Raw genomic sequence first — 19,216 nt, 5'->3', positions numbered from 1 at the left:
ACCGTCGCAATACGGTCACCCCGGCCCCGAAATCACGATCTCAGGCGCAGCGGAATTTCGCGACGCCCATGTACCGCGCGCCGGAAGGAAGCGTTGCCGCATAGCCCACCGCAATCGCATAGGCACCGCTGCCGTGATCACCCAGCGTGATGCCGGCGCCCGCGCCAGCGCTCAGGAAGCTGCCGGTAACCGCCGTGCTGGAAGGCGACTTGACCTTGGTGTCGAAATTCACCGCTCCGACGGCATCGCCGACTATCACCTTCACGGCTCCTGCGACGACTGCACCCTCGCTGCCAAATACCAAGGTGGAGGACCCGGTTGCAGCACCGCTGTTGGATGCGGCCCCACTGCCGCCACCCGCGTACGTGGGACTGGTGAAAACGCCCGCGTCGCAGGTGGTGTTTCCGCTTGCAGGCAGAGCCTTCAGCTCGTTCAGGGCAACGTAGTGGTACGCGCGGTTGTCTGCTCCCGTCAGGGTCTCCGAGCCCGAGCTGCGCGTGACCGTGCCGGCGACCCAACGGCCAATCGCGAAGTTCGCATCGCCGTTGATTTCCTTCGTCGCACTCGATCCCGTCAGCGTGTTGTCGTTCAGACGGGGCATCGCACCGCTGGCTGCCTGCTCGCTTTGCGACAGGACACCGAACGACTGAGCGCCGACACCGAGCAGCAGATAGCGCGCGCGCTCACCGCGAGCGAACGGCGCCGATACAGAGCCTGAGTCCGCGCTTGCGGAAGCCGGGTCAGTGGGCCCCGCCGCCCCCGATGCGGCACCGAGCGGAGCAACGGCCATCGGCGCGCCACCGCCGCCGCCGCTGCCGCTGCCTCCACCGCACGCGTGAAGCAGGCCGAGTGACAGCAATGAGAGCGAAAGGAAAATCTTGTTCTTCATGAATTTTTATGTGATCTGTTGATTGGATTTGCGGGGTGTGATGTCGGTCTTTCTCTGGTGGTGCTTCCTCCTCAAAAACTGAAGTTGAGGTTGAATCCCGTCGTTACCTTGGCCGTGCGATATCCCTCGGGCTTGCTGATCGGCGCGCCCATGAAGACGTCGTAGTTCAGCCCCTTCCATGCCCCGCGCACGCCGACCACACCGCCTGCTAGGTGATTGCCCAACAGCCACTCGACCGACTTGCCGCCCACGTGGCCGTAGTCGATGCCTGTATAGAGTTCGGCCCCGCTCTGCCCTACGGCCCAGCCGATGTCGTGGCGCAGCAGCCAGCCGCGCTCGCCGAGCAGGCTGGTCTCGCCATCGAAACCGCGCACGGTGTAGCGCCCGCCAATGCCGAAGCGGTCCTGTGACGTGAGCTGGGTCTGGTTCCACTGCGCACGCCACTGGCCTGCGTAGCGCAACTTCTGCTCGCCGAACGTGAAAGGCACGTTGAGGCTCACATCAGCCGTCATGAGCCGAAAGCGGCTGGTGCCTTCGTCGAAAGCCTCCTCGGGTGCTCGCTTGGCACCGAAGGCACCAGTGCCCTGGCGGAACGCGAAAGTGCCATCCAACGTGGCCTCGCCGATGAACTCCTTGTGGCTCAGGCTGGCCTCCCAGCCGCCAACCACGCGGTGCTGGTTCTCGATCTGGGTGTCGTCGATGAAGCTACGCGACTCGCGCCGCAAGGCGCGGATCGAAAGCGTGGTCTTGCGGCGCTGGTCGCGATAGATGAGACGCGAGAGTCTGACTTCGGCGTTGTTGGCCTTGCCGGCGTAGATGTAGTCCTGGGTCAGCCCGGCCACGGTCTGCTGGTACTGGCTGCTCGATGCGGTGAAACCCAGCAGCCAGTAGCCCCAGGGCAGCGAGTAGTGGACGGTCTGGCCCTCGGTGCCGCGGCGCGGGTTGCCCAGGACGTGTCCGTCGATGCTGTGGTTGGCGTTGACGTAGAAAAGGTCGTTGAGGCCGAAGAGGTTGTCGACTGAGGCTGTGGCACAGGTCTGGTACTTGCCGGTGGCTTCGGTGCCGCTGTCGTCTAGGCTCAGGGTGCCGCGCAGCATGCGGGCTTGCGTGTACTTGACGACGAGGTCGCTGTCACCGGGGCGGGCATCGGGCGCAGTCGAGGGCTCGATCTTGATGTCGGCTTCGGCGGTGGGCGCACGCTTGAGGTTCTCCAGGCCTTGCTCGATATCGCGCAGGTTGAGCAGATCGCCAGCGCGGGCAGGGATCGCGCCCAGGAGCAGGAGACGGTTGCTGCCGAAGCGGATGCTCGAATCGGATGTGGCGCGGATGGCGGCGATGCGGCCCGGAATCAGAGTGAATGTCAGGGTGCCGGTAGCCAGATCCTGCGGCGCAGCCAGCACGCGGGTGGTGACGAAGCCCCTGGCGATGACGGCTTGCTGGAGGCGAGCCATGACGATGTTGACGCCCTGCGTGCCCAGGCAGCGGCCGAGGGGGTTGTCGTTCGCCTCGAGTCCTGCTGCGGCATCCAGTGCCCACTGGAAATCTGCCGAGCGCTCACCCGAAAGCACGAGACGGTCAATACGAAAGCATGGGGACTCTGCCTCGAGCACACGGCCTGATTCGATCTTCGGCGCCTCCTGCAGACGACTGTCGACCGACTTCTCTTGCTGCTCACGCAAGGTACGCTCACGCTCCTGCTGACGCAGTTGCTCGACGAAGGGATCGGGAGCCGAAGGGTTGGCTTGCGCGAAGGCGCCTGACGATGCGGCCAGCAGCAGGCAGACAACAGGCACGGCGCGCAGCAATTGCGGCGCGCGAAAGCGTGGAGAAGGGAGCATGAAAATCCGAACTAATGCAACGAGGAATACGCTGCGGGCGCGGATTTTCATGCGGCGTTTAGCTGCACATATGTGGCCAAACGTGACTTAGAGAATTCTTGAAATTTCCGTTAGATATGCAACACCGTTGCATTGGTTTTCGGCATTGAAATTAACAAGAATCGGTCACTTGTTATCAATGTCGTGCGGCCGAGCGCTCACGGCTGCCAATCACATTCACCCTATCGCGACTCGCGAAGCTTCAATTACCCTTGCGTTGCCCATCGGCATAAAGCACACCGCGCGGCGCGCGGCACAGCCCCCAGAAACGCAGTCCGCTGAGCTCGGCCATGCGCACGCCCATCGCCGTGGGCGCAGAGATGGTCGCCATCGCCGCGATGCCGAGGCGCGCGCACTTGCGCACCAACTCATGGCTGCCCCGGCTGGACATCAGCACGAAGCCCGGCTCTTCGAGGCGCCCCGCCAGCGCGAGCTTGCCGAGCAGCTTGTCGAGCGCGTTGTGGCGGCCGACGTCTTCCATCAGGTCGGTGAGTTCGCCTTCGACCGTGGCCCATGCAGCGGCATGGATCGCACCGGCTTCGGCGTTGAGGATCTGGCGCGGCGACATGGCTGCGAAGGCGCGCAGCACTGTCGCCAGGTCGACCCGTTCGATCCAGTCGCGTTGCGGCACGCGCTGCGGCGAGAGATCGAGCCCCGCGAAGCTCTCGACGCCGCATACGCCGCAGCCAGTACGGCCGGCAAGGCTGCGGCGGCGGTCTTTCAGGCGTTCGAAGCTGCGGGTGGAAATTTCAAGCTGCACCTCGATGCCTGGCATGCCTTCGGGCAAACCGGCATCGGAGGCATCGACCGTCTGCACTTCGATGCCTCGGCAATCGGCGGCGGTGTCGAGGATGCCTTCGCTCAGCGCGAAGCCGAGCGCAAAGGGTTCGAGGTCTTGTGGCGTAGCCATCATTACGGCGTGCGAGACGCCGTTGAACACCAGCGCCACCGGCACCTCAGCCGCCAGGGTGTCGTCGCGCACCACTCCTTCGGGCCCAACGCCGCGCTCGCCGAAGACGTGCACGGCATGCCGCGAGAGCGGCGGCAGGGTGTCTTCGGAATCGGCGGCGAGGTCTGGCTGCGACATGGTGGCTCCGGGTGGGCCTGCCATTGTCGGCTCAGTCGCCCACTTCGTCTTCAGGGGGCAGCGTTTGCACCTGCGCCCGTCCGGGCTCCTGGAGGTGTGCGACCCAGCGGCCATCTTGCTGCTCCACGCGCACCCAGCCGGGGCCGCGCACGCCGCCGATGGCCGCATCGCCCATCAACGTGAGGCGGCGCATCAGCACGCTTGCACCCTGCCCGAGCCGCTTGCCAAGGCGCGGCAGCGAAACGCCAGCGTCGTCCGGCGCCTGCGCGAGCATGCGCAGGATTGCCACAGAAAGGTTGTCCTGGAGCAAGGCGCTCATCCGATTGCCTCCGCAGCGGCCCAGTGGCTCATCATGCAGCCACCATCCCGTCCGCCTGGTCCTCCGCCAGCTTCTGGATCGGTAGCTCGTGCGGCACCAGCACCACGGGAATCGACTTGGAGGTCGGCGTGCCGGCGTTCTCTGCCACCGCCGACAGCGGCACCAGCGGATTGGTCTCGGGGTAGTAGGCCGCGATGTTGCCGCGCGGGATGTCGTAGGCCACCAGCTTGAAGCGGTCGGCGCGGCGCTCCTGGCCGTCGTTCCACACGGTCTGGATGTCGACCCAGTCACCGTCCTTCATGCCGAGCTTGTGGATGTCTTCCTTGTTGATGAACACCACGCGGCGCTGGCCGAACACGCCGCGGTAGCGGTCGTCCATGCCGTAGATGGTGGTGTTGTACTGGTCGTGCGAACGCGTGGTCAGCAGCGTGAAGACGATGGTGTCGCCCTTCTTCGCGAAGCGCGCGCGGGCGCGGTGCGAAGGGGTGTCCAGCGGCACGGCGTGCGTGAAGAACACGGCTTTCTTCGACGCGGTGTTCCACACGCGCTCGCTCGCGGTGTTGCGCAGGCGAAAGCCGCCGGGGTGCGCCACGCGCGTGTTGAAGTCCTTGAAGTCGTCGAACACAGCTTCGATCTTGTCGCGGATGCGTGCGTAGTCTTCAATGAGCCACAGCCACGGCGTCTTGCTGCGCCCGCCGATGGTGGTGGCCGCGAGCCGCGCGACGATGGCCGGCTCCGACAGCAGGTGCTGCGACGCAGGCGGGTTGATGCCCATCGAGATGTGCACCATGCTCATCGAGTCTTCCACCGTCACGCCCTGCGGGCCGGCGGCTTGCATGTCGATCTCGGTGCGGCCCAGGCAGGGCAGGATGATTGCCTCGCGCCCGTGGACCACATGGCTGCGGTTGAGCTTGGTGGTCACGTGCACCGTCAGCTCGCACTGCTGCAGCGCCTTCCAGGTCTGGTAGGTGTCGGGCGTGGCGGCCGCGAAGTTACCGCCGAGCGCGAAGAACACCTTGCCCTTGCCTTCGAGCATGAGACGAATGGCCTCGACCGTGTCGACGCCGTTCTGCCGCGGCGGCTCGAAGTCGAACACCTTCTGCAGGCGGTCGAGCAGCGCCACCGGCGGCTTTTCCCAGATGCCCATGGTGCGGTCGCCCTGCACGTTGCTGTGGCCGCGCACCGGGCAGGCGCCCGCGCCTTCGCGGCCCATGTGGCCGCACAGCATGAGCCAGTTGCCGATCATCTGAATGGTGGCCACTGAATGCTGGTGCTGCGTGATGCCCATGCCCCAGCAGGCGATGACCCGTTTGGCACCCAGGTACACGTCGGCCGCGGCGCGGATCTGCGCTTCGCTCAGGCCCGACTCCTGCACCAGGATGTCCCACGACTCGGCGCGCAGATCAGCTGCCAGCGCCTCGAAGCCGGTGGTGTGTGTGGCGATGAATTCATGGTCGAGCACCGAAGCCTCGCCGCGCGCCACCGCTTCGTCTTCGCGCTCGATGACGTGCTTCATCATCCCCTTGATGACGGAGAAGTCGCCGCCCACGCGCAGCTGGAAGTAGTGCGTGCTGATGGGCGTGGAGCCCATGGTCGCCATCTCGAGCTTGTCCTGAGGGTCGGCAAAGCGCTCCAGGCCGCGCTCGCGCAGCGGGTTGAAGCTCACGATGCGCGCGCCGCGCTTGGAAGCCGCGCGCAGCTCGCCGAGCATGCGTGGGTGGTTGGTGCCGGGGTTCTGGCCGAAGATGAAGATCGCGTCGGCCTTCTCGAAGTCGTCGAGCGTGACAGTGCCCTTGCCCACGCCAAACTGCGGACGCATGCCGCTGCCGCTGGGCTCGTGGCACATGTTCGAGCAGTCGGGAAAATTGTTGGTGCCGTACTCGCGCACGAACAGCTGATAGAGAAAGGCCGCCTCGTTGCTCGCGCGGCCCGAGGTGTAGAAGATGGCCTGGTTCGGGTCGGGCAGCGCATTCAGGTGGCCGGCGATGCGCGTGAAGGCGTCGTCCCATTCGATCGGCACGTACTTGTCGCTGGCCGCGTCGTAGGCCATCGGGTGCGTGAGGCGGCCCTGGTCTTCGAGCCAGAAGTCGCTTTGCGCGGCGAGTTCAGCCACGGTGTGCTTGGCGAACAGCTCGGGGCCAGCGCGGCGCGCGGTGGCTTCGGCGGCCACGGCCTTGACGCCGTTCTCGCAAAACTCGAAGGTCGAGGCGTGGTTGCGGTCGGGCCAGGCGCAGCCGGGGCAGTCGAAACCATCGGGCTGGTTGGCCGAGAGCAGCGTCTTCGCGCCCTTGATGGGAATGTCCTGCCGCAGCAGCGCGGTCGTTACGCTGCGCAGCGCGCCCCAACCTCCCGCAGGGCCCTTGTAAAACTCGATCTTCTGCTCACTGCTCATGCCGGCGAGTGTTCGCCGTGGGCCTGCGGAGCGTCAAATTGAATCGGGACATGCGGCGATTCAAAAAGGAAATGAAGCGGGGTCTCAGGCGCCTCGCGTGTCCTGCATCAGCAACCCGCGCAACTTGCTGCGAAGCGGTGTCTCTTCGACAGCCTGCACGCCAGCGATATCGCGCAACGCGAAGTCGCGGCTTTCGGCGTTGTGCAGGTCGATCTCGCGCACCACCTGCCCGTCCTTGTAGACAAAGGCCACGTCGGCCAGTGCCAGCACGTCCTCGATGTCGTGCGTGATCATCAGCACCGGAATGCCCCACTGCCTGCGCACCTGCGCGAGTTCGTTGCGCAGCTCCGTGCGCAGCATGGGGTTGAGCGCAGCAAAGGGCTCGTCGAGCAGCAGCACCTGCGGCTCGCAAGCCAATGCGCGCGCAAGCGCCACGCGCTGCTGCTGGCCGCCCGACAGGTTTTGCGGCCGGCTGTCGGCCAGCGCCGCGAGGCCGAAGCTCTCGAGCAGGGCCTGCACGCGTTCGGCGTCTTTCGCGGCCGGCTTGCGGCGGTGCCATGCGGTCAGCCCGAAGGCCACGTTCTCGCGCACGCTCAGGTGCGGGAACAGCGCGTAGTCCTGGAACAGGTAGCCGATGCGCCGCGCCGGCGCGGGCACGTCGATGCCCTGGGCCGAGTCGTACAGCGTACGGCCGTCGAGCCGCACGTGGCCCGACGAAGGATGCAGCAGGCCGGCAATGGCCTGCAAAGTCAGCGACTTGCCCGCGCCCGAGGGGCCGTAGAGCGCGGCAAAGGGCACGTCCGTCGCGAAACGCACCGCCAGAGCGAAGCGCCGGCGGCCATCGGCCACCGTGAGCTTCAGATCGACATCGATCATGGCTTGCCGAATCCGTAGCGCGTGAGCACTTCCTGCGCGGCGGGCGTCGAGAGGAAGGCGATGAAGTCGCCGGCCAGGGCCTTCTGCTTGCTCTCGGCGACCACGGCGATGGGATAGGTCACGGGCGTGTGGCCGGTGGGCGTGAAGGCGATCTTCACCTTGTCGCCGGCCACGGCCGCGTCGGTGCGGTAGACGAAACCGGCCTCGACCTCGCCGCGGCTCACGTAGTCGAGCACCTGGCGCACGCTGTCGGCCTGCACGAACTTGGGTTCGAGCGTGGTCCAGAGGTTGGCGTTGTCCAGCACCTGCTTGGTGTAGCGGCCGACCGGCACGGTGGCGACCTTGCCGACGGCGATCTTCTTCACGTTGGCGCCGCCCAGGTCCTGCAGCGACTTGATGCCCACGCCCTCCTTGGCCGGCTCGATGAGCACCAGGCTGTTGGTGACGAAGTCTTTTCGCGTGGCGGCATCGATGGCCTTCTGCTCGACGCCGCGGTTCATCGTTTCCTGGTCAGCGCTGGCGAACACGTCCACCGGCGCGCCCTGGCCGATCTGCTGCAGCAGCACGCCCGAGGCCGCGAAATTGAAGCGCACCGTGGCACCCGCCTTGGCAGCCTCGAACTTGGGGCCGATTTCCTTGAACGCGTCGGTCAGACTGGCAGCGGCGGACACGGTGATCTGCTGCGCGCCCGCAACCAGCGGCAGGGCAAGTGCAAGAACCAACGACAGAAGGCGAAACGGACGCATGGACAACTCCAGATTGTTGAAACGAAATCAGCGAAGCGAGAAGAAGCGGTTCGACAGCACCAGCACCGTGATCGACAGCAGCGAAGTCACGATGACCAGCAGCAGCGCGAGGTCGTCATGCCCGGCCTGCACCGCGTCATAAATGGCCATCGACAGCGTCTGGGTCTGCTTGGGGATGGAGCCGGCCACCATCAGCGACGCGCCGAACTCGCCCATGGCGCGCGCGAACGCGAGCAGCGTGCCGGCCAGGATGCCGGGCCACGCCAGCGGCAGTGTGACGCGCAGGAAAACCGAAAACGGCGACTGCCGCAGCGTGCTGGCCGCGGCCTCGAGCGAGCGGTCGACGCCCGAGAACGCCGCGCTGGCCGACTTGAGCACCAGCGGCAGCGCCACCACGGCCGAGGCCACCACGGCGCCGTGCCAGCTGAAGATGATGGTGTAGTCGAGGTGCTCGCGCAGCCACGCGCCCAGCGGGCTGCGGCGCCCGGCCGCCACCAGAATCGCGTAGCCGATCACCGTGGGCGGCAGCACCAGCGGCAACATGAACACGGCTTCGAGCACGGTGGCGCCGAAGAACTTCTTGCGAGCGAACACCCAGCCCAGCGCCACGCCGACGATCAGTGCCAGCAGGGTCGCCACGGCGGCGACCTTGAGCGACAGCACCAGCGGAAACCAGTCGGTCGAAGCGATGAGCGAATTCGTCGTGTTCATGAAAATACGGCGCGATTGTTACACGATGAGCCCTAAGGTTCTCACGGGGGTGCGCAAATCGATGAGTCTTCATATACTGCGATATACAGCGTAGGAGACAACCCGCCCATGCGCCCTTCTGCCCACGACACCGTCGTCCGTTCAATTTCCGGGCGGCCGGAGCTTCGCCACCACGTGACGCAGGTGCAGGAGTGGCGCATCGAACGCACCATGGATGCCGACGGCTTCGTGCTGTCCATCACCAGTCCCGATGGCGCGAGCCAGTCTTTCTTCGTGGCGACGACCGATGCCGGCGACATCGGCGAGGTGCTGCGCCGCCAGGCGGCGTGGGCCGACCACCGGGAGCAGTGACGCGCATGTGGCGGCACATGACGGGTGCGGAGCGCATCCTTGAAGTTTTGCTGACGCGGCGCTCGGTGTCGCCGCGTCGCCTGCAGCCGCCCGGCCCCAACCCCGATGAACTCGACGCGATCCTCCAGGCCGGCCTGCGCGCGCCCGACCATGGCGGCCTGCATCCGTGGCGCGTGATCGAGTTCCGCCCGCAGAAGCGCGAGGCGCTGGCCTGGTGCTTCGAGCAGGAAAAACTGCGGCGCGATCCATTGGCCAGCCCCGCCGACCTGAAGCGCGCACGCGAACATGCCACGCGGCCGCCGCTGCTGCTGGGCTTCGTGGTGTCGCCGCGCGAGCGCAGCAAGATCCCGGCGCGCGAGCAATGGCTGAGCGCGGGTGCCGCACTCGGCAACCTGCTGAGCGCCGCGCACCAGTTGGGCTACGGCGCCATCGTGCTGAGCGGCGAACGCTGCTTCGACGAGACGCTGGCGCAGCAGGTGGGCGTGCTGCCGGGCGAATACCTCGCGGGCTTCATCAGCATCGGCAGCATCGGCGAAGCACCGCCGCAGGCGCGCGAGGTGCTGTCGCAGAGCGTGTGGTCGTGCTGGCAAGGCTGGCAGGACCCACCGGAAAACACCCCGCCCGATCAGCCCATCCTGCCGTCGGAGCGGGTGCGCGGCAGCTGATCGAGCCTGGCGCCGAACCAGCCGATGCGGTCGGTCTCGCGCACGTCGAACTTCGGCACGTAGGGCTTGATGTCGAGTACGGGCGTGCCGTCCATCATGTCGTTGCCGCTGAAGTGCAGCGTCGTGCCCTCCACCGAGGTGAGCCGCACGATCGACAGGCCCAGCCGGTTCGGCCGCGCGGGCGCGCGCGTGGCGAAGACGCCGTGCGATGCGTTGTCCAGAAAGGGCACCACCTCCAGCCGCTCGTGCGCGCACTGATGCAGATGGGTGACGAGGATCAGGTAGTCGAAGCCTTCGATGTCGCGCAGGCCGGGCGCGAACTCGGCGAACACTTCGACGCGCCCGGTTTCTTCGGGCGCACCGGCGGTCTGGATCGGCATGCCGGTGGTCTCCGTGAAACGGCTGCGCACCAGGCCGATCGGGCGGCAGACGACATCGGCGGCGGCCTCGGAGCTCATGGCGCCAGCAGGCGCGTCAGCGCGCGGATGTCGGCCGCCGTGGCGAGGCGCGCCGCGTTCTCGATGGCCCGATAGTGCTTGACGATTTCCTCGCCCACCGGCGTCAGCGCCGTGCCGCCACCGCGCGAGCCGCCGGCGGCGGTGTTCACGGCCGGCGAGGCCAGCGACTGGTTCATCTCGTCGATCAGCATCCACGCCCGGCGATACGACATGCCCAGCAACCGGGCGGCCGCCGAGATCGAGCCGGTCTCGGCCACAGCTTCGAGCACGGCGATCTTGCCGGGGCCGATGGCGATGGTGTCGTCCCGGTAGACGCGCAGACGGAACTGGACTTTGGATTTCATGTTGGCGCCAAGCGTAAACCAATGCGGGCCGCCATTGTCCGCCTGCGGTGGGCTGCCGGCGCTATGCAAGAATGAATACGACGCTACCCGCCCCGGGGAAACGAGGAGTTCCAGTGAAAGACCGCACCCTGTTCCTGTTGTCCCTGTTGACCGTGCTCGCGGGTTGTGCCGGCGGCAGCCCACAGGCAGGCGCCATGACGCCGCACGCTACGGCCGTCACCAACGAAAGCATCTCGCCCTCCTTCACCGTCTCGGGCACCGTCGGCAAGCGCGCCACCTTCGACCTCGCTGCCCTGCAGGCCCTGCCCGCCGTCACGCAGACGGCCGGCGGCAACACCTACACCGGCGTGAGCCTGTGGGCCCTTCTGAACGATGCGTCGGTCGGCCTCAAGCCGGACACCGCGGTGCGCAACCCGGTGCTCTCGATGTATGCGGTGGTGGTCGGCAGCGACGGCTACCGCGCGGTGGTCTCGCTTGCGGAGATCGCACCTGAGTCCGGCAACCGCGTTGCGCTGGTTGCCTACAGCCTGAACGGCGCACCGCTGGGTCGCAACGGCATGGCCCGGCTGGTGGTGGCCGGCGATGTGAAGCCGGGCCGTTCGGTGGCCCGGCTGGCCGCGATCGAAGTGTTCGCGGCGCAGCCTTCGGGCCGCTGATCGCTCGGAGGATCAGCCGAAGAATTTGGCCGCGCTGATCAGGGTCTTGTAGACGCCCCAGGCCAGCGGAATACCCACCGCCACCCACGCCAGCGCCACAACGGCAGGGCTCACCGTGTCGGCACGGCCCGAGCCGCGGCCCACTTCGGCCGCCGAGGCCTTCTCGTGCGCCAGCTTCTTCTCAACGGCCAGTTCGTCGTCGGTCATGAAGTGCTTGTCGGCCACCGGACGCACCAGCAGGTTGGCGATGAAGCCGATCACCAGCATGCCCACGAGGATGTACATGGTCTGGTTGTAGACCTGCTCGCGCGGCAGGCCCAGGCCCAGCTGGTACTCGCGCATGTAGTTCACGACCACCGGGCCGAGGATGCCGGCCGTGGCCCACGCCGTGAGCAGGCGGCCATGGATGGCGCCCACGAACTGCGTGCCGAACAGGTCGGCCAGGTAGGCCGGCACCGTGGCGAAGCCGCCGCCGTACATCGACACGATCACGCAGCAGGCGCCCACGAACAGCAGCTTGCTGCCCGCGCCGGCTGACGATGGGATGCTCGCGTACAGGATGCCGCCGAGCACGAAGAACACCGTGTAGGTGAGCTTGCGGCCCAGCTTGTCCGACAGGCTGGCCCACACGAAGCGCCCGCCGATGTTGAACAGCGACAGCAGCGCCGTGAAGCCGCCCGCCACCACCGCGATGGCCGCGAGCTGTGTCTTGTCGAGCTGGCCATACTTGGCCGGCAGGTCGATCAGCGCGCCGCCGAACACTTCCTGCAGCATGGGCGAGGCCATGCCGATCACGCCGATGCCCGCGCTCACGTTCATGCACAGCACCAGCCACACGAGCCAGAACTGCGGAATGCCCCAGACCTTTTTCACGTGCACGTGGCGCTGCGTGATCATGGTGTTGGTGGTCTGCGCCGGGGGCGGCGTCCAGCCTTCGGGCTTCCAGCCCGAGGGCGGCACGCGGTAGCCCAGTGCGCCGGCCATCATGAAGACAAAGTAGCCCAGCGCCATGACGACGAAGGTCTGCATCACGCCCACGTCGGTGGCCGTGGAAAAGCGCTTCATCAGGTCGACCGCCAGCGGCGAGCCGATCATCGCGCCGCCGCCGAAGCCCATGATGGCCATGCCGGTTGCCATGCCGCGGCGGTCGGGGAACCACTTGATCAGCGTGCTCACCGGCGAGATGTAGCCCAGCCCCAGGCCGATGCCACCGATCACGCCCGAGCCGAGGATCATCAGCCAGAACTGGTGCAGGTGGATGCCCACCGCCGACAGCAGCATGCCGCCGCACCAGCACAGCGCCGACACCACGCCGGCCTTGCGCGGGCCCGCGCGTTCGAGCCAGCCGCCCCACAGGGCCGCAGAGCAGCCCAGGAAGACGAAGAACAGGGTGTACATCCAGCCGAGCGTGGCCACGCGCCAGTCGCAGTTGGTGGCGAAGAGCTCGGCGAAGAAGCTCATGTCCTTGGCGCAGGCCTGTGCGCCGGTGCCGGCGGTGCCGAGCGCCTTCGACAGCGGCAGCCAGAACACCGAGAAGCCGTACGCCATGCCGATGCACAAATGAATGGCCAATGCAGCCGGCGGCACCAGCCAGCGATTGAAGCCGGGGCCGGCGATGATGCGTTCTTTTTCCAGGAAGCCGGGTTGCGTCTGCGCCCCTCCTCCAACGATGCGTTCTCCATCGAGAACGCCTGCAGATGAACCTGCCATATTTCTCCTTGTTCGCCGGATGTGTAAGTTATTGCTAATCCGGGTCGCGGAGTGTGAGCTAACGGTTAAATCGCCGTCAAATTCGATCAGGGCATGGCCTGATTCAATAACTAAATGATTAGGCCTTTGGTTCCTGTCATTCGCCGAGCGTGCCGCTGTGTTGCTGCAACTGCTCCTGCCACTCGGGCGTCTGCAGGAAGACCAGCGCCGCCTCGAGCGCGCGAGAGGCGCGCACGCCGTCCTGTGTCATGAAGCCGATGGGCGTGCGCACGTCCGGCGCCATCAGCGGCAGCGCCTCCAGCTCGCGGTGGCTGCGCACGGCTGCGACCATGCCGCCGGGCAGCACGCTGTTGACCGTGCCCGCGCTCACCGCCAGCGCCAGCGTGAGCACAGAATTGGTCTCGATGGCGGGCATCACAGGCACGCCGGCCTCGCGCAGCGCCTGGTCGACGATGGCGCGGTTGTGCATGTCAGACGTGAGCAGGCACAGCGGCAGCTTGCCAGCCTCGGCCCATGAGATGGGCTCGCCGATGTGCAAGTCGTCGGTCGAAGCCTTCTTCGCACGGCGCAGCAGGAAGTAGTGCTCGATGCTCTGCGGCCAGGCCGTGAGCTTGATGCCCGGCAGGTGCATGCGCTCGGTGTAGCCGAGCGCGAGATCGATCGACAGGCTTTCGAGCCCCGTCTCCAGGTCCTGCGAGCTCATCGACAGCACGGCCGGCACGATGCCCGGGTGCCGCTGTTGCAGCATGGCCGCGAAGCGCGAGAGCATCGGGATGGCTGTGGGCACGGCCGCCATGCGCAGGCGGCCGTGCGGGTTGTCCACGTCGCTGCGTAGCTCCTGCAGCAGCACTTCGTTGTCGCGCAGCATGCGCTGTGCTGTGGCCAGCACTCGTTCGCCCTCGTGGGTGAGGCCGACATACACGCGGGCGCGCTTGACGATGACGACGCCGAACTCGGTCTCCAGCGCACGCAGCGCATTCGACAGCGCGGGCTGCGTGATGTGGCAGGCCTGAGCCGCGCGGCCGAAGTGCTTGTGCTCGTTCAGCGCTACCAAGTAGCGCATCGAGGCGAGCAGGTTCATTGGCGTGGCTCCGCCGTTTGTTCGGGGCGCGTGCGAATGACACCGGGGCACGCTGCTGGTGTGCGGCCGATCAACCCGTGCTCTGAACGATCACGTCGATGGTGTGCTCTGCGCAGCGAAATAAAGGAGGAGGCCGAAGGCCGGGGGACATTCGCGGAGCAGAGCACGCCGTCGGCGTGATCGCTCCCCGAACAAAGCGCGTCACGCATCCCTACGTATTCTTGCTGATCGAGATCGTCGGAAACTTCGCCGAAAAGTCCTTGGCCTTTTCAGCAATGCCAACAGCCACGCGACGTGCAACCGCTCTGTAGATGCCAGCAACGTCGCCTTCCGGGTCAGACACCACAGTCGGCGCCCCACTGTCGGCTTGCAGCCGGATCTTGATGTCCAGCGGCAGCGCGCCGAGGTATTCCATCTGGTACTCGGCCGCCATCTTCTTGCCGCCGTCCGCGCCGAAGATGTGTTCGGCATGGCCGCAGTTCGAGCAGATGTGCACCGCCATGTTCTCGACGATGCCGAGGATCGGCACGCCGACCTTCTCGAACATCTTGATGCCCTTCTTGGCGTCGAGCAGCGCGATGTCCTGCGGCGTGGTGACGATCACCGCGCCCGTCATCGGCACGCGCTGGCTCAGCGTGAGCTGGATGTCGCCGGTGCCCGGAGGCATGTCGACGATGAGGTAGTCGAGGTCTTTCCAGTTGGTCTGGCGCAGCAGTTGCTCCAGCGCCTGCGTGGCCATGGGGCCGCGCCAGATCATGGCCTGGTCCTGGTCGACCAGGAAGCCAATGGACATGACCTGCACGCCGTGGCGCTCCATGGGCTCCATGGTCTTGCCGTCGGCGCTGTCGGGGCGGCCTTCTATGCCCATCATCATGGGCTGGCTCGGGCCGTAGATGTCGGCGTCGAGCAGGCCGACCGTGGCCCCCTCGGACGCCAGCGCCAGCGCCAGGTTGGCCGCCGTGGTGCTCTTGCCCACGCCGCCCTTGCCGGAGGCCACCGCGATGATGTTCTTCACGTTGGGCATCAGCTGCACGCCGCGCTGCACCGCATGGCTGATGACCTTGGTGACGATGTTGACCGACACGTTCTCCACGCCCGGCACCGCCTTGGCGGCCGCCACCAGAGCCTTGCGGATGGCTGCGTGCTGGCTCTTCGCCGGGTAGCCGAGTTCGAGATCGAACGAGACGTCGCCCTCCGAGATCTGGAGGTTTTTGAGCGACCGGGTCGCCACGAACTGCTTGCCGGTGTTAGGGTCTGCGACGGCCTTGAGCGCGTCCATGAGCCCATCTGGGGTGAGTGCCATTGATCAAACTCCTGAATGGCGGGTAGTCTAGTGCGCTCTCCAAGCCAGCATCGAACAGCTTCCCAATAACCAAAAATGCCAGAGACAAGCCCCGTCGCCACCGGCCTCCTGCTCACCGGGGGCGGCGCCCGGGCTGCCTACCAGGTGGGCGTGCTGGAGGCCATTGCCGAAATACGGCACTCCGTCGGCCCCGCCGCCGGCACGGGCAACCTCTTTCACGTCATCACCGGCACTTCGGCCGGCGCCATCAACGCAGCCGTGCTGGCCTGCGGCTGCGACAACTTCGACCGCGTGGTGGCACACATCGCCGAGGTCTGGGGCCAGTTCCGCGCCGAGCAGGTGTACCGCGCCGACTCGCTCTCGGTGATCGGCAGCGGCGCGCGCTGGCGCATGCTGCTCGGGCTCGGGCGCTTCGCGGCCAACTGGATGCGCATCAAGCCGAAGTCGCTGCTCGACAACACGCCGCTGGCCGAGCTGCTGCAGCGCATGGTGCCGCTCGACCGGCTGCCGCAGCTCATGAAGGAAGGCCACCTGCAGGCGCTGGCCGTGACCGCGTCGAGCTACAGCTCTGGCGAGCACGTCACCTTCTTCGAGGCGGCCGTGCCGATGGAGCCGTGGGTGCGCTCGCAGCGGCTGTCGGTGCGCGACCGCATCACGCATGCGCACCTGCTGGCGTCGTCGGCCATTCCCTTCGTGTTTCCGGCCACGGCCCTGCCGATGCAGGGCCACACCGAGTACTTCGGCGACGGCTCGATGCGCCAGTCGGCGCCCATCGCAGCGGCCATCCATCTCGGCGCACAGCGCATCGTGGTGATCGGCGCGGGCCGCATGCACGAGCCGCGCGACACCGACGCGCCCAACACCCACAGCGGCTATCCGACGATGGCGCAGATCGCGGGCCATGCGCTGTCGAGCATTTTTCTCGATGCGCTGGCGGTGGACATCGAGCGGCTGCGCCGCATCAACCACACGCTGGGGCTGATTCCCGAAGAGGCACGCGCGGCGAGCGCGCTGCGTCCGCTCGACCTGCTGGTGATCTCGCCGTCGGAGCGCCTCGACGTGATCGCGGCGCGCCACGTCGACGCCCTGCCCGGCGCGGTGCGGCACCTGCTGGGCGGCTCGAAGGTGGCCGCCGACGTGAAGGGCGGCGCGCTAGCGAGCTACCTGCTGTTCGAGTCGAGCTACACGCGCGAGCTGATGGCGCTGGGGCGCGCCGATGCGATGAAGCAGCGCGACGAGGTGCTGCGCTTCTTCGGCTGGGACGTGGCCTGAGGGGTCTGGCCGCTTAGGTGGCGGCCTGCTCGACCATGCCCTCTCGCGCCAGCCATTGCCGCTGTGCCGCGACGACCTCCTCGCCCGAACGACCCGTCAGCGCGCGGTACACGCCGGGCGCGGTCGCGCCTTCGGTGCTGATCAGCAACACGCGTGCGTCGGGGCCAAGCCCGGCGACATCGCGCGCGACGGGGTCGGCCGCCAGTGCATGCAGCGCCGCCAGGCCGGCCGCACCGGATTCACCGCTCAGCACGGGCACGTCTCCCGCCTCGCCGCTTGCGAGCGTGCGCATCGCCTGCTCGGCCTGCGCATCGGTCACGGTCATGAAGATGTCCACGGCCGGTTGAAGAAAGCGCCATGCGAGCGGCGAGGTCTCGCCGCAGGCCAGCCCCGCCATCACCGAGTCGACCGAGCCCGTTGCGCGGTCGGGCCGACCGCTGCGCGCGCTTTGCAGCAGGCAGTCGGCCTGCTCGGGCTCCACCACGATGAAGGTTGGTCGCGTCGCGCCGTAGCGCTCCCAGAAATGGCTGACGACGCCCGCGGCCAGCCCGCCCACGCCGCCCTGCACGATGACGTGGGTGAACGGGCACTGCGCGCCGGCTGCAACGTCTTCGAGCAATTCGTCGGCCAGGATGCCGTAGCCCTGCATCACGTCGCGCGGCACTTCTTCGTAGCCGTCGTAGGAGGTGTCCGAGACCACCTCCCAGCCATTGACGCGGGCAAGGCGCGCGGCCTCTTCTACCGACTCGTCGTAGTTGCCGGCGATGCGCACGATCTCCGCGCCGAGCGCGGCAATCGGCGTTTCGCGCTCCTCGCTGACCTGCGCATGCAGCACGCTGACGCAGCGGCAGCCGATGCTCTGCGCAGCCGCGGCGAGCGCGCGGCCGTGGTTGCCATCTGTGGCGCTGACGACCACGAAGTCGCGCAGCGATGCCGCGTGGGTGCCCGCAAGAAGATCGGCGGGCGTCCAGCCGCGGTCGGGCCAGCGGCGCAGCACGAGCCGCAGCAGCGCAATGGGCGCGCCCAGCACCTTGAAGCTGCCGAGTGCCGAGCGCTTCGATTCGTCCTTGACGCTCAGCTGGCCGATGCCGAGCTGTGTTGCAAGCTTCGGCAGCGACCATGCCGGTGTAGGGCGCGGCGCAAGCCGGTTCCAGTGCGACAGCCACTGTCGGCTCTCTTGGCCGCGCGCGATGTTCATCACCTCACTCAAAGATTCGTCGTACGCGCTGCGCCGCGCCTGGGGGTTGGTGAACAGCATGCCGGTCAGCCTCTGGTTTCGGTGTGTAGTGGAAGGCGCAGGCGGACGATCTCCGCGAAATAGCGGGCGCCCGTCGCGAGCACTTCGTCGTTGAAGTCGTAGCTGCCGTTGTGCAGCGGCGTGCCGCCCGGCTCGCCTTCGGCGCCGTTGCCCAGGAACACGAAAGCGCCGGGCACGGCTTTCAGGAACGCGCCGAAGTCTTCCGAAATCATCATCGGCGCCACGTTGGCATCGACGTTCTCCGCGCCAACGATGGCCGTGGCGGCGGCAACCGCCGTGGGCACGCATTCGGCCCAGTTCACGGTGGGCGCGAACTCGTGCGTGTAGCTGAAATCGCATTCGGCGCCATGCATGCGGCAAATGCCTTCGCTGATCTCGCGCATGCGCTTGGCCAGCATTTGCTGCACCGCCGGGTCGTAACTGCGCGTGTCGCCCTTGATGACGACGTTCGACGGAATCGCATTGCGGATGCCATCGGTGATGAACTCCGTGCACGAAACCACCGCCTGCGCGCCCGGGTCGAGCGTGCGCGAAACGATGCTCTGCAGCGCCAGCACGATCTGCGCGCCGATAACGATCGGGTCGATGCCCATGTGCGGCCGCGCGGCATGCGTGCCGCGGCCCTTCACATGGATCACGAAGTTGTCTTCGCTCGCCATGAGGCCGCCCACGCGCGTGGCGATGGTGCCCGCGCGCATGCCGGGCATGTTGTGCAGGCCGTAGATCTCGTCGACCGGAAAGCGCTCGAACAGGCCGTCGTCCATCATCGCCTTCGCGCCGCGGCCGTGCTCCTCTGCCGGCTGGAAGATGAAGCGCACGGTGCCGTCGAAGTCCTGCCGCTCGCGCAGCAGTTGCGCCGCGCCGAGGATGATCGACATGTGGCCGTCGTGGCCGCAGGCGTGCATCTTGCCGGGCGTGCCTGAGGCGTAGGCGCGGTCGGTGGGCAGCTCTGTAATGTTGAGCGCGTCCATCTCGGCGCGCAGGCCGATCACGCCCTTGCCGCTGCCCACCTTCAGGTTGGCTACGAGGCCGGTGCCGCCGATGCCCGTGTGCACCTCGAGGCCCAGCGCCTTCAGCACCCGGGTGACGAAAGCCGAGGTTTTTGCTTCCTCGAAGCCGGTTTCAGGAATGGCGTGCAGCTGCCGCCGCCAGCCGGTGAGCGTTTCGCGCAGGGGTGCATCGGTGAGATTCATGGCGAGATGCTATTGACAATGCGGCGGT

At 66.9% G+C, this 19,216-nt stretch carries 19 protein-coding genes; 4 read left to right on the top strand and 15 right to left on the bottom strand.

Annotated features, from left to right (window positions below):
* Positions 1 to 40: 40 nt before the first annotated feature.
* The 8 genes from ACSFBF_RS11740 to modB all read right to left on the bottom strand — a co-directional run bounded on the left by ACSFBF_RS11740 (position 41) and on the right by modB (position 8,897).
* Positions 41 to 889, bottom strand: a complete 849-nt coding sequence (locus ACSFBF_RS11740; RefSeq protein ID WP_435467028.1) for a hypothetical protein — start codon at positions 887 to 889, stop codon at positions 41 to 43.
* A 71-nt stretch (positions 890 to 960) separates the two neighbouring features.
* On the bottom strand, positions 961 to 2,727 hold the full coding sequence (locus tag ACSFBF_RS11735) for a ShlB/FhaC/HecB family hemolysin secretion/activation protein (RefSeq protein ID WP_435467026.1): 1,767 nt from the start codon (positions 2,725 to 2,727) through the stop codon (positions 961 to 963).
* Positions 2,728 to 2,968: 241 nt separating this feature from the next.
* Complete coding sequence (gene fdhD, locus ACSFBF_RS11730; protein ID WP_435467024.1) at positions 2,969 to 3,853, bottom strand: formate dehydrogenase accessory sulfurtransferase FdhD; 885 nt, start codon at positions 3,851 to 3,853, stop codon at positions 2,969 to 2,971.
* 31 nt (positions 3,854 to 3,884) lie between these two features.
* The gene (locus ACSFBF_RS11725; RefSeq protein WP_435467022.1) at positions 3,885 to 4,172 is read right to left on the bottom strand and encodes a hypothetical protein; all 288 of its coding nucleotides are present in this window, start codon (positions 4,170 to 4,172) and stop codon (positions 3,885 to 3,887) included.
* A 31-nt stretch (positions 4,173 to 4,203) separates the two neighbouring features.
* Positions 4,204 to 6,564, bottom strand: coding sequence for an FdhF/YdeP family oxidoreductase (locus tag ACSFBF_RS11720; protein WP_435467020.1), 2,361 nt, complete (start codon positions 6,562 to 6,564; stop codon positions 4,204 to 4,206).
* 84 nt (positions 6,565 to 6,648) lie between these two features.
* A complete protein-coding gene (locus tag ACSFBF_RS11715) occupies positions 6,649 to 7,440 on the bottom strand; it encodes an ABC transporter ATP-binding protein (protein WP_435467018.1) in 792 nt (263 codons plus the stop codon).
* A complete protein-coding gene (gene modA / locus ACSFBF_RS11710; RefSeq protein WP_435467016.1) occupies positions 7,437 to 8,186 on the bottom strand; it encodes a molybdate ABC transporter substrate-binding protein in 750 nt (249 codons plus the stop codon). Before modA ends, ACSFBF_RS11715 begins: the two co-directional genes overlap by 4 nt.
* A gap of 27 nt (positions 8,187 to 8,213) precedes the next feature.
* Complete coding sequence (gene modB / locus ACSFBF_RS11705) at positions 8,214 to 8,897, bottom strand: molybdate ABC transporter permease subunit (protein ID WP_093058013.1); 684 nt, start codon at positions 8,895 to 8,897, stop codon at positions 8,214 to 8,216.
* A 108-nt stretch (positions 8,898 to 9,005) separates the two neighbouring features.
* Here modB and ACSFBF_RS11700 point away from each other — a divergent pair, with 108 nt between their 5' ends.
* Positions 9,006 to 9,248: a hypothetical protein gene (locus tag ACSFBF_RS11700; RefSeq protein ID WP_435467014.1), complete on the top strand. Its 243-nt coding sequence runs from the start codon at positions 9,006 to 9,008 to the stop codon at positions 9,246 to 9,248.
* A 5-nt stretch (positions 9,249 to 9,253) separates the two neighbouring features.
* Positions 9,254 to 9,913: a nitroreductase family protein gene (locus ACSFBF_RS11695; RefSeq protein ID WP_435467012.1), complete on the top strand. Its 660-nt coding sequence runs from the start codon at positions 9,254 to 9,256 to the stop codon at positions 9,911 to 9,913.
* Here the strand turns inward: ACSFBF_RS11695 and tsaA are convergent.
* Together tsaA and ACSFBF_RS11685 are read right to left on the bottom strand one after the other, a co-directional pair.
* Positions 9,874 to 10,371, bottom strand: coding sequence for a tRNA (N6-threonylcarbamoyladenosine(37)-N6)-methyltransferase TrmO (gene tsaA / locus ACSFBF_RS11690; RefSeq protein WP_435467010.1), 498 nt, complete (start codon positions 10,369 to 10,371; stop codon positions 9,874 to 9,876). The two genes, ACSFBF_RS11695 and tsaA, sit on opposite strands and share 40 nt — an antisense overlap.
* The gene (locus tag ACSFBF_RS11685; protein ID WP_093058016.1) at positions 10,368 to 10,715 is read right to left on the bottom strand and encodes a winged helix-turn-helix domain-containing protein; all 348 of its coding nucleotides are present in this window, start codon (positions 10,713 to 10,715) and stop codon (positions 10,368 to 10,370) included. Before ACSFBF_RS11685 ends, tsaA begins: the two co-directional genes overlap by 4 nt.
* Before the next feature lie 113 nt (positions 10,716 to 10,828).
* Between ACSFBF_RS11685 and ACSFBF_RS11680 the strand changes: the two genes are divergently transcribed.
* Positions 10,829 to 11,371, top strand: a complete 543-nt coding sequence (locus tag ACSFBF_RS11680; RefSeq protein WP_435467007.1) for a hypothetical protein — start codon at positions 10,829 to 10,831, stop codon at positions 11,369 to 11,371.
* A 12-nt stretch (positions 11,372 to 11,383) separates the two neighbouring features.
* Here the strand turns inward: ACSFBF_RS11680 and ACSFBF_RS11675 are convergent, their stop codons facing one another.
* From ACSFBF_RS11675 to apbC, 3 genes are all read right to left on the bottom strand, one after another.
* Positions 11,384 to 13,081 carry an OFA family MFS transporter gene (locus ACSFBF_RS11675; protein ID WP_435467005.1) on the bottom strand — a complete coding sequence of 566 codons (1,698 nt, stop codon included), beginning with the start codon at positions 13,079 to 13,081 and terminating at the stop codon, positions 11,384 to 11,386.
* 136 nt (positions 13,082 to 13,217) lie between these two features.
* Entirely contained in the window at positions 13,218 to 14,162 is a 945-nt protein-coding gene (locus ACSFBF_RS11670) for a LysR family transcriptional regulator (RefSeq protein ID WP_435467004.1), read from the bottom strand.
* A gap of 211 nt (positions 14,163 to 14,373) precedes the next feature.
* The gene (apbC, locus tag ACSFBF_RS11665; protein ID WP_435467002.1) at positions 14,374 to 15,465 is read right to left on the bottom strand and encodes an iron-sulfur cluster carrier protein ApbC; all 1,092 of its coding nucleotides are present in this window, start codon (positions 15,463 to 15,465) and stop codon (positions 14,374 to 14,376) included.
* Positions 15,466 to 15,540: 75 nt separating this feature from the next.
* Between apbC and ACSFBF_RS11660 the strand changes: the two genes are divergently transcribed.
* Positions 15,541 to 16,737: a patatin-like phospholipase family protein gene (locus ACSFBF_RS11660; RefSeq protein ID WP_435467000.1), complete on the top strand. Its 1,197-nt coding sequence runs from the start codon at positions 15,541 to 15,543 to the stop codon at positions 16,735 to 16,737.
* 13 nt (positions 16,738 to 16,750) lie between these two features.
* Here the strand turns inward: ACSFBF_RS11660 and ACSFBF_RS11655 are convergent, their stop codons facing one another.
* Together ACSFBF_RS11655 and ACSFBF_RS11650 are read right to left on the bottom strand one after the other, a co-directional pair.
* Positions 16,751 to 17,995, bottom strand: a complete 1,245-nt coding sequence (locus tag ACSFBF_RS11655) for a diaminopropionate ammonia-lyase (RefSeq protein ID WP_435466998.1) — start codon at positions 17,993 to 17,995, stop codon at positions 16,751 to 16,753.
* Positions 17,996 to 18,000: 5 nt separating this feature from the next.
* On the bottom strand, positions 18,001 to 19,188 hold the full coding sequence (locus ACSFBF_RS11650; RefSeq protein ID WP_435466996.1) for a M20 aminoacylase family protein: 1,188 nt from the start codon (positions 19,186 to 19,188) through the stop codon (positions 18,001 to 18,003).
* Positions 19,189 to 19,216 lie beyond the last annotated feature (28 nt).

Source organism: Variovorax nivicola, assembly GCF_051216475.1.
Classification (GTDB): Bacteria; Pseudomonadota; Gammaproteobacteria; order Burkholderiales; family Burkholderiaceae_C; genus Variovorax.
This window is presented reverse-complemented; position numbering and strand designations above follow the sequence as displayed.

Coding starts and splice junctions, on each gene's coding strand:
- ACSFBF_RS11655 (WP_435466998.1), bottom strand. CDS start 17,995: ATGCTGTTCACCAACCCCCAGGCGCGGCGCAGCGCGTACGACGAATCT.
- ACSFBF_RS11740 (WP_435467028.1), bottom strand. CDS start 889: ATGAAGAACAAGATTTTCCTTTCGCTCTCATTGCTGTCACTCGGCCTG.
- ACSFBF_RS11725 (WP_435467022.1), bottom strand. CDS start 4,172: ATGAGCGCCTTGCTCCAGGACAACCTTTCTGTGGCAATCCTGCGCATG.
- ACSFBF_RS11675 (WP_435467005.1), bottom strand. CDS start 13,081: ATGGCAGGTTCATCTGCAGGCGTTCTCGATGGAGAACGCATCGTTGGA.
- fdhD (WP_435467024.1), bottom strand. CDS start 3,853: ATGTCGCAGCCAGACCTCGCCGCCGATTCCGAAGACACCCTGCCGCCG.
- ACSFBF_RS11660 (WP_435467000.1), top strand. CDS start 15,541: ATGCCAGAGACAAGCCCCGTCGCCACCGGCCTCCTGCTCACCGGGGGC.
- modB (WP_093058013.1), bottom strand. CDS start 8,897: ATGAACACGACGAATTCGCTCATCGCTTCGACCGACTGGTTTCCGCTG.
- modA (WP_435467016.1), bottom strand. CDS start 8,186: ATGCGTCCGTTTCGCCTTCTGTCGTTGGTTCTTGCACTTGCCCTGCCG.
- ACSFBF_RS11695 (WP_435467012.1), top strand. CDS start 9,254: ATGTGGCGGCACATGACGGGTGCGGAGCGCATCCTTGAAGTTTTGCTG.
- ACSFBF_RS11715 (WP_435467018.1), bottom strand. CDS start 7,440: ATGATCGATGTCGATCTGAAGCTCACGGTGGCCGATGGCCGCCGGCGC.
- tsaA (WP_435467010.1), bottom strand. CDS start 10,371: ATGAGCTCCGAGGCCGCCGCCGATGTCGTCTGCCGCCCGATCGGCCTG.
- ACSFBF_RS11670 (WP_435467004.1), bottom strand. CDS start 14,162: ATGAACCTGCTCGCCTCGATGCGCTACTTGGTAGCGCTGAACGAGCAC.
- ACSFBF_RS11685 (WP_093058016.1), bottom strand. CDS start 10,715: ATGAAATCCAAAGTCCAGTTCCGTCTGCGCGTCTACCGGGACGACACC.
- ACSFBF_RS11700 (WP_435467014.1), top strand. CDS start 9,006: ATGCGCCCTTCTGCCCACGACACCGTCGTCCGTTCAATTTCCGGGCGG.
- ACSFBF_RS11650 (WP_435466996.1), bottom strand. CDS start 19,188: ATGAATCTCACCGATGCACCCCTGCGCGAAACGCTCACCGGCTGGCGG.
- ACSFBF_RS11735 (WP_435467026.1), bottom strand. CDS start 2,727: ATGCTCCCTTCTCCACGCTTTCGCGCGCCGCAATTGCTGCGCGCCGTG.
- ACSFBF_RS11720 (WP_435467020.1), bottom strand. CDS start 6,564: ATGAGCAGTGAGCAGAAGATCGAGTTTTACAAGGGCCCTGCGGGAGGT.
- apbC (WP_435467002.1), bottom strand. CDS start 15,465: ATGGCACTCACCCCAGATGGGCTCATGGACGCGCTCAAGGCCGTCGCA.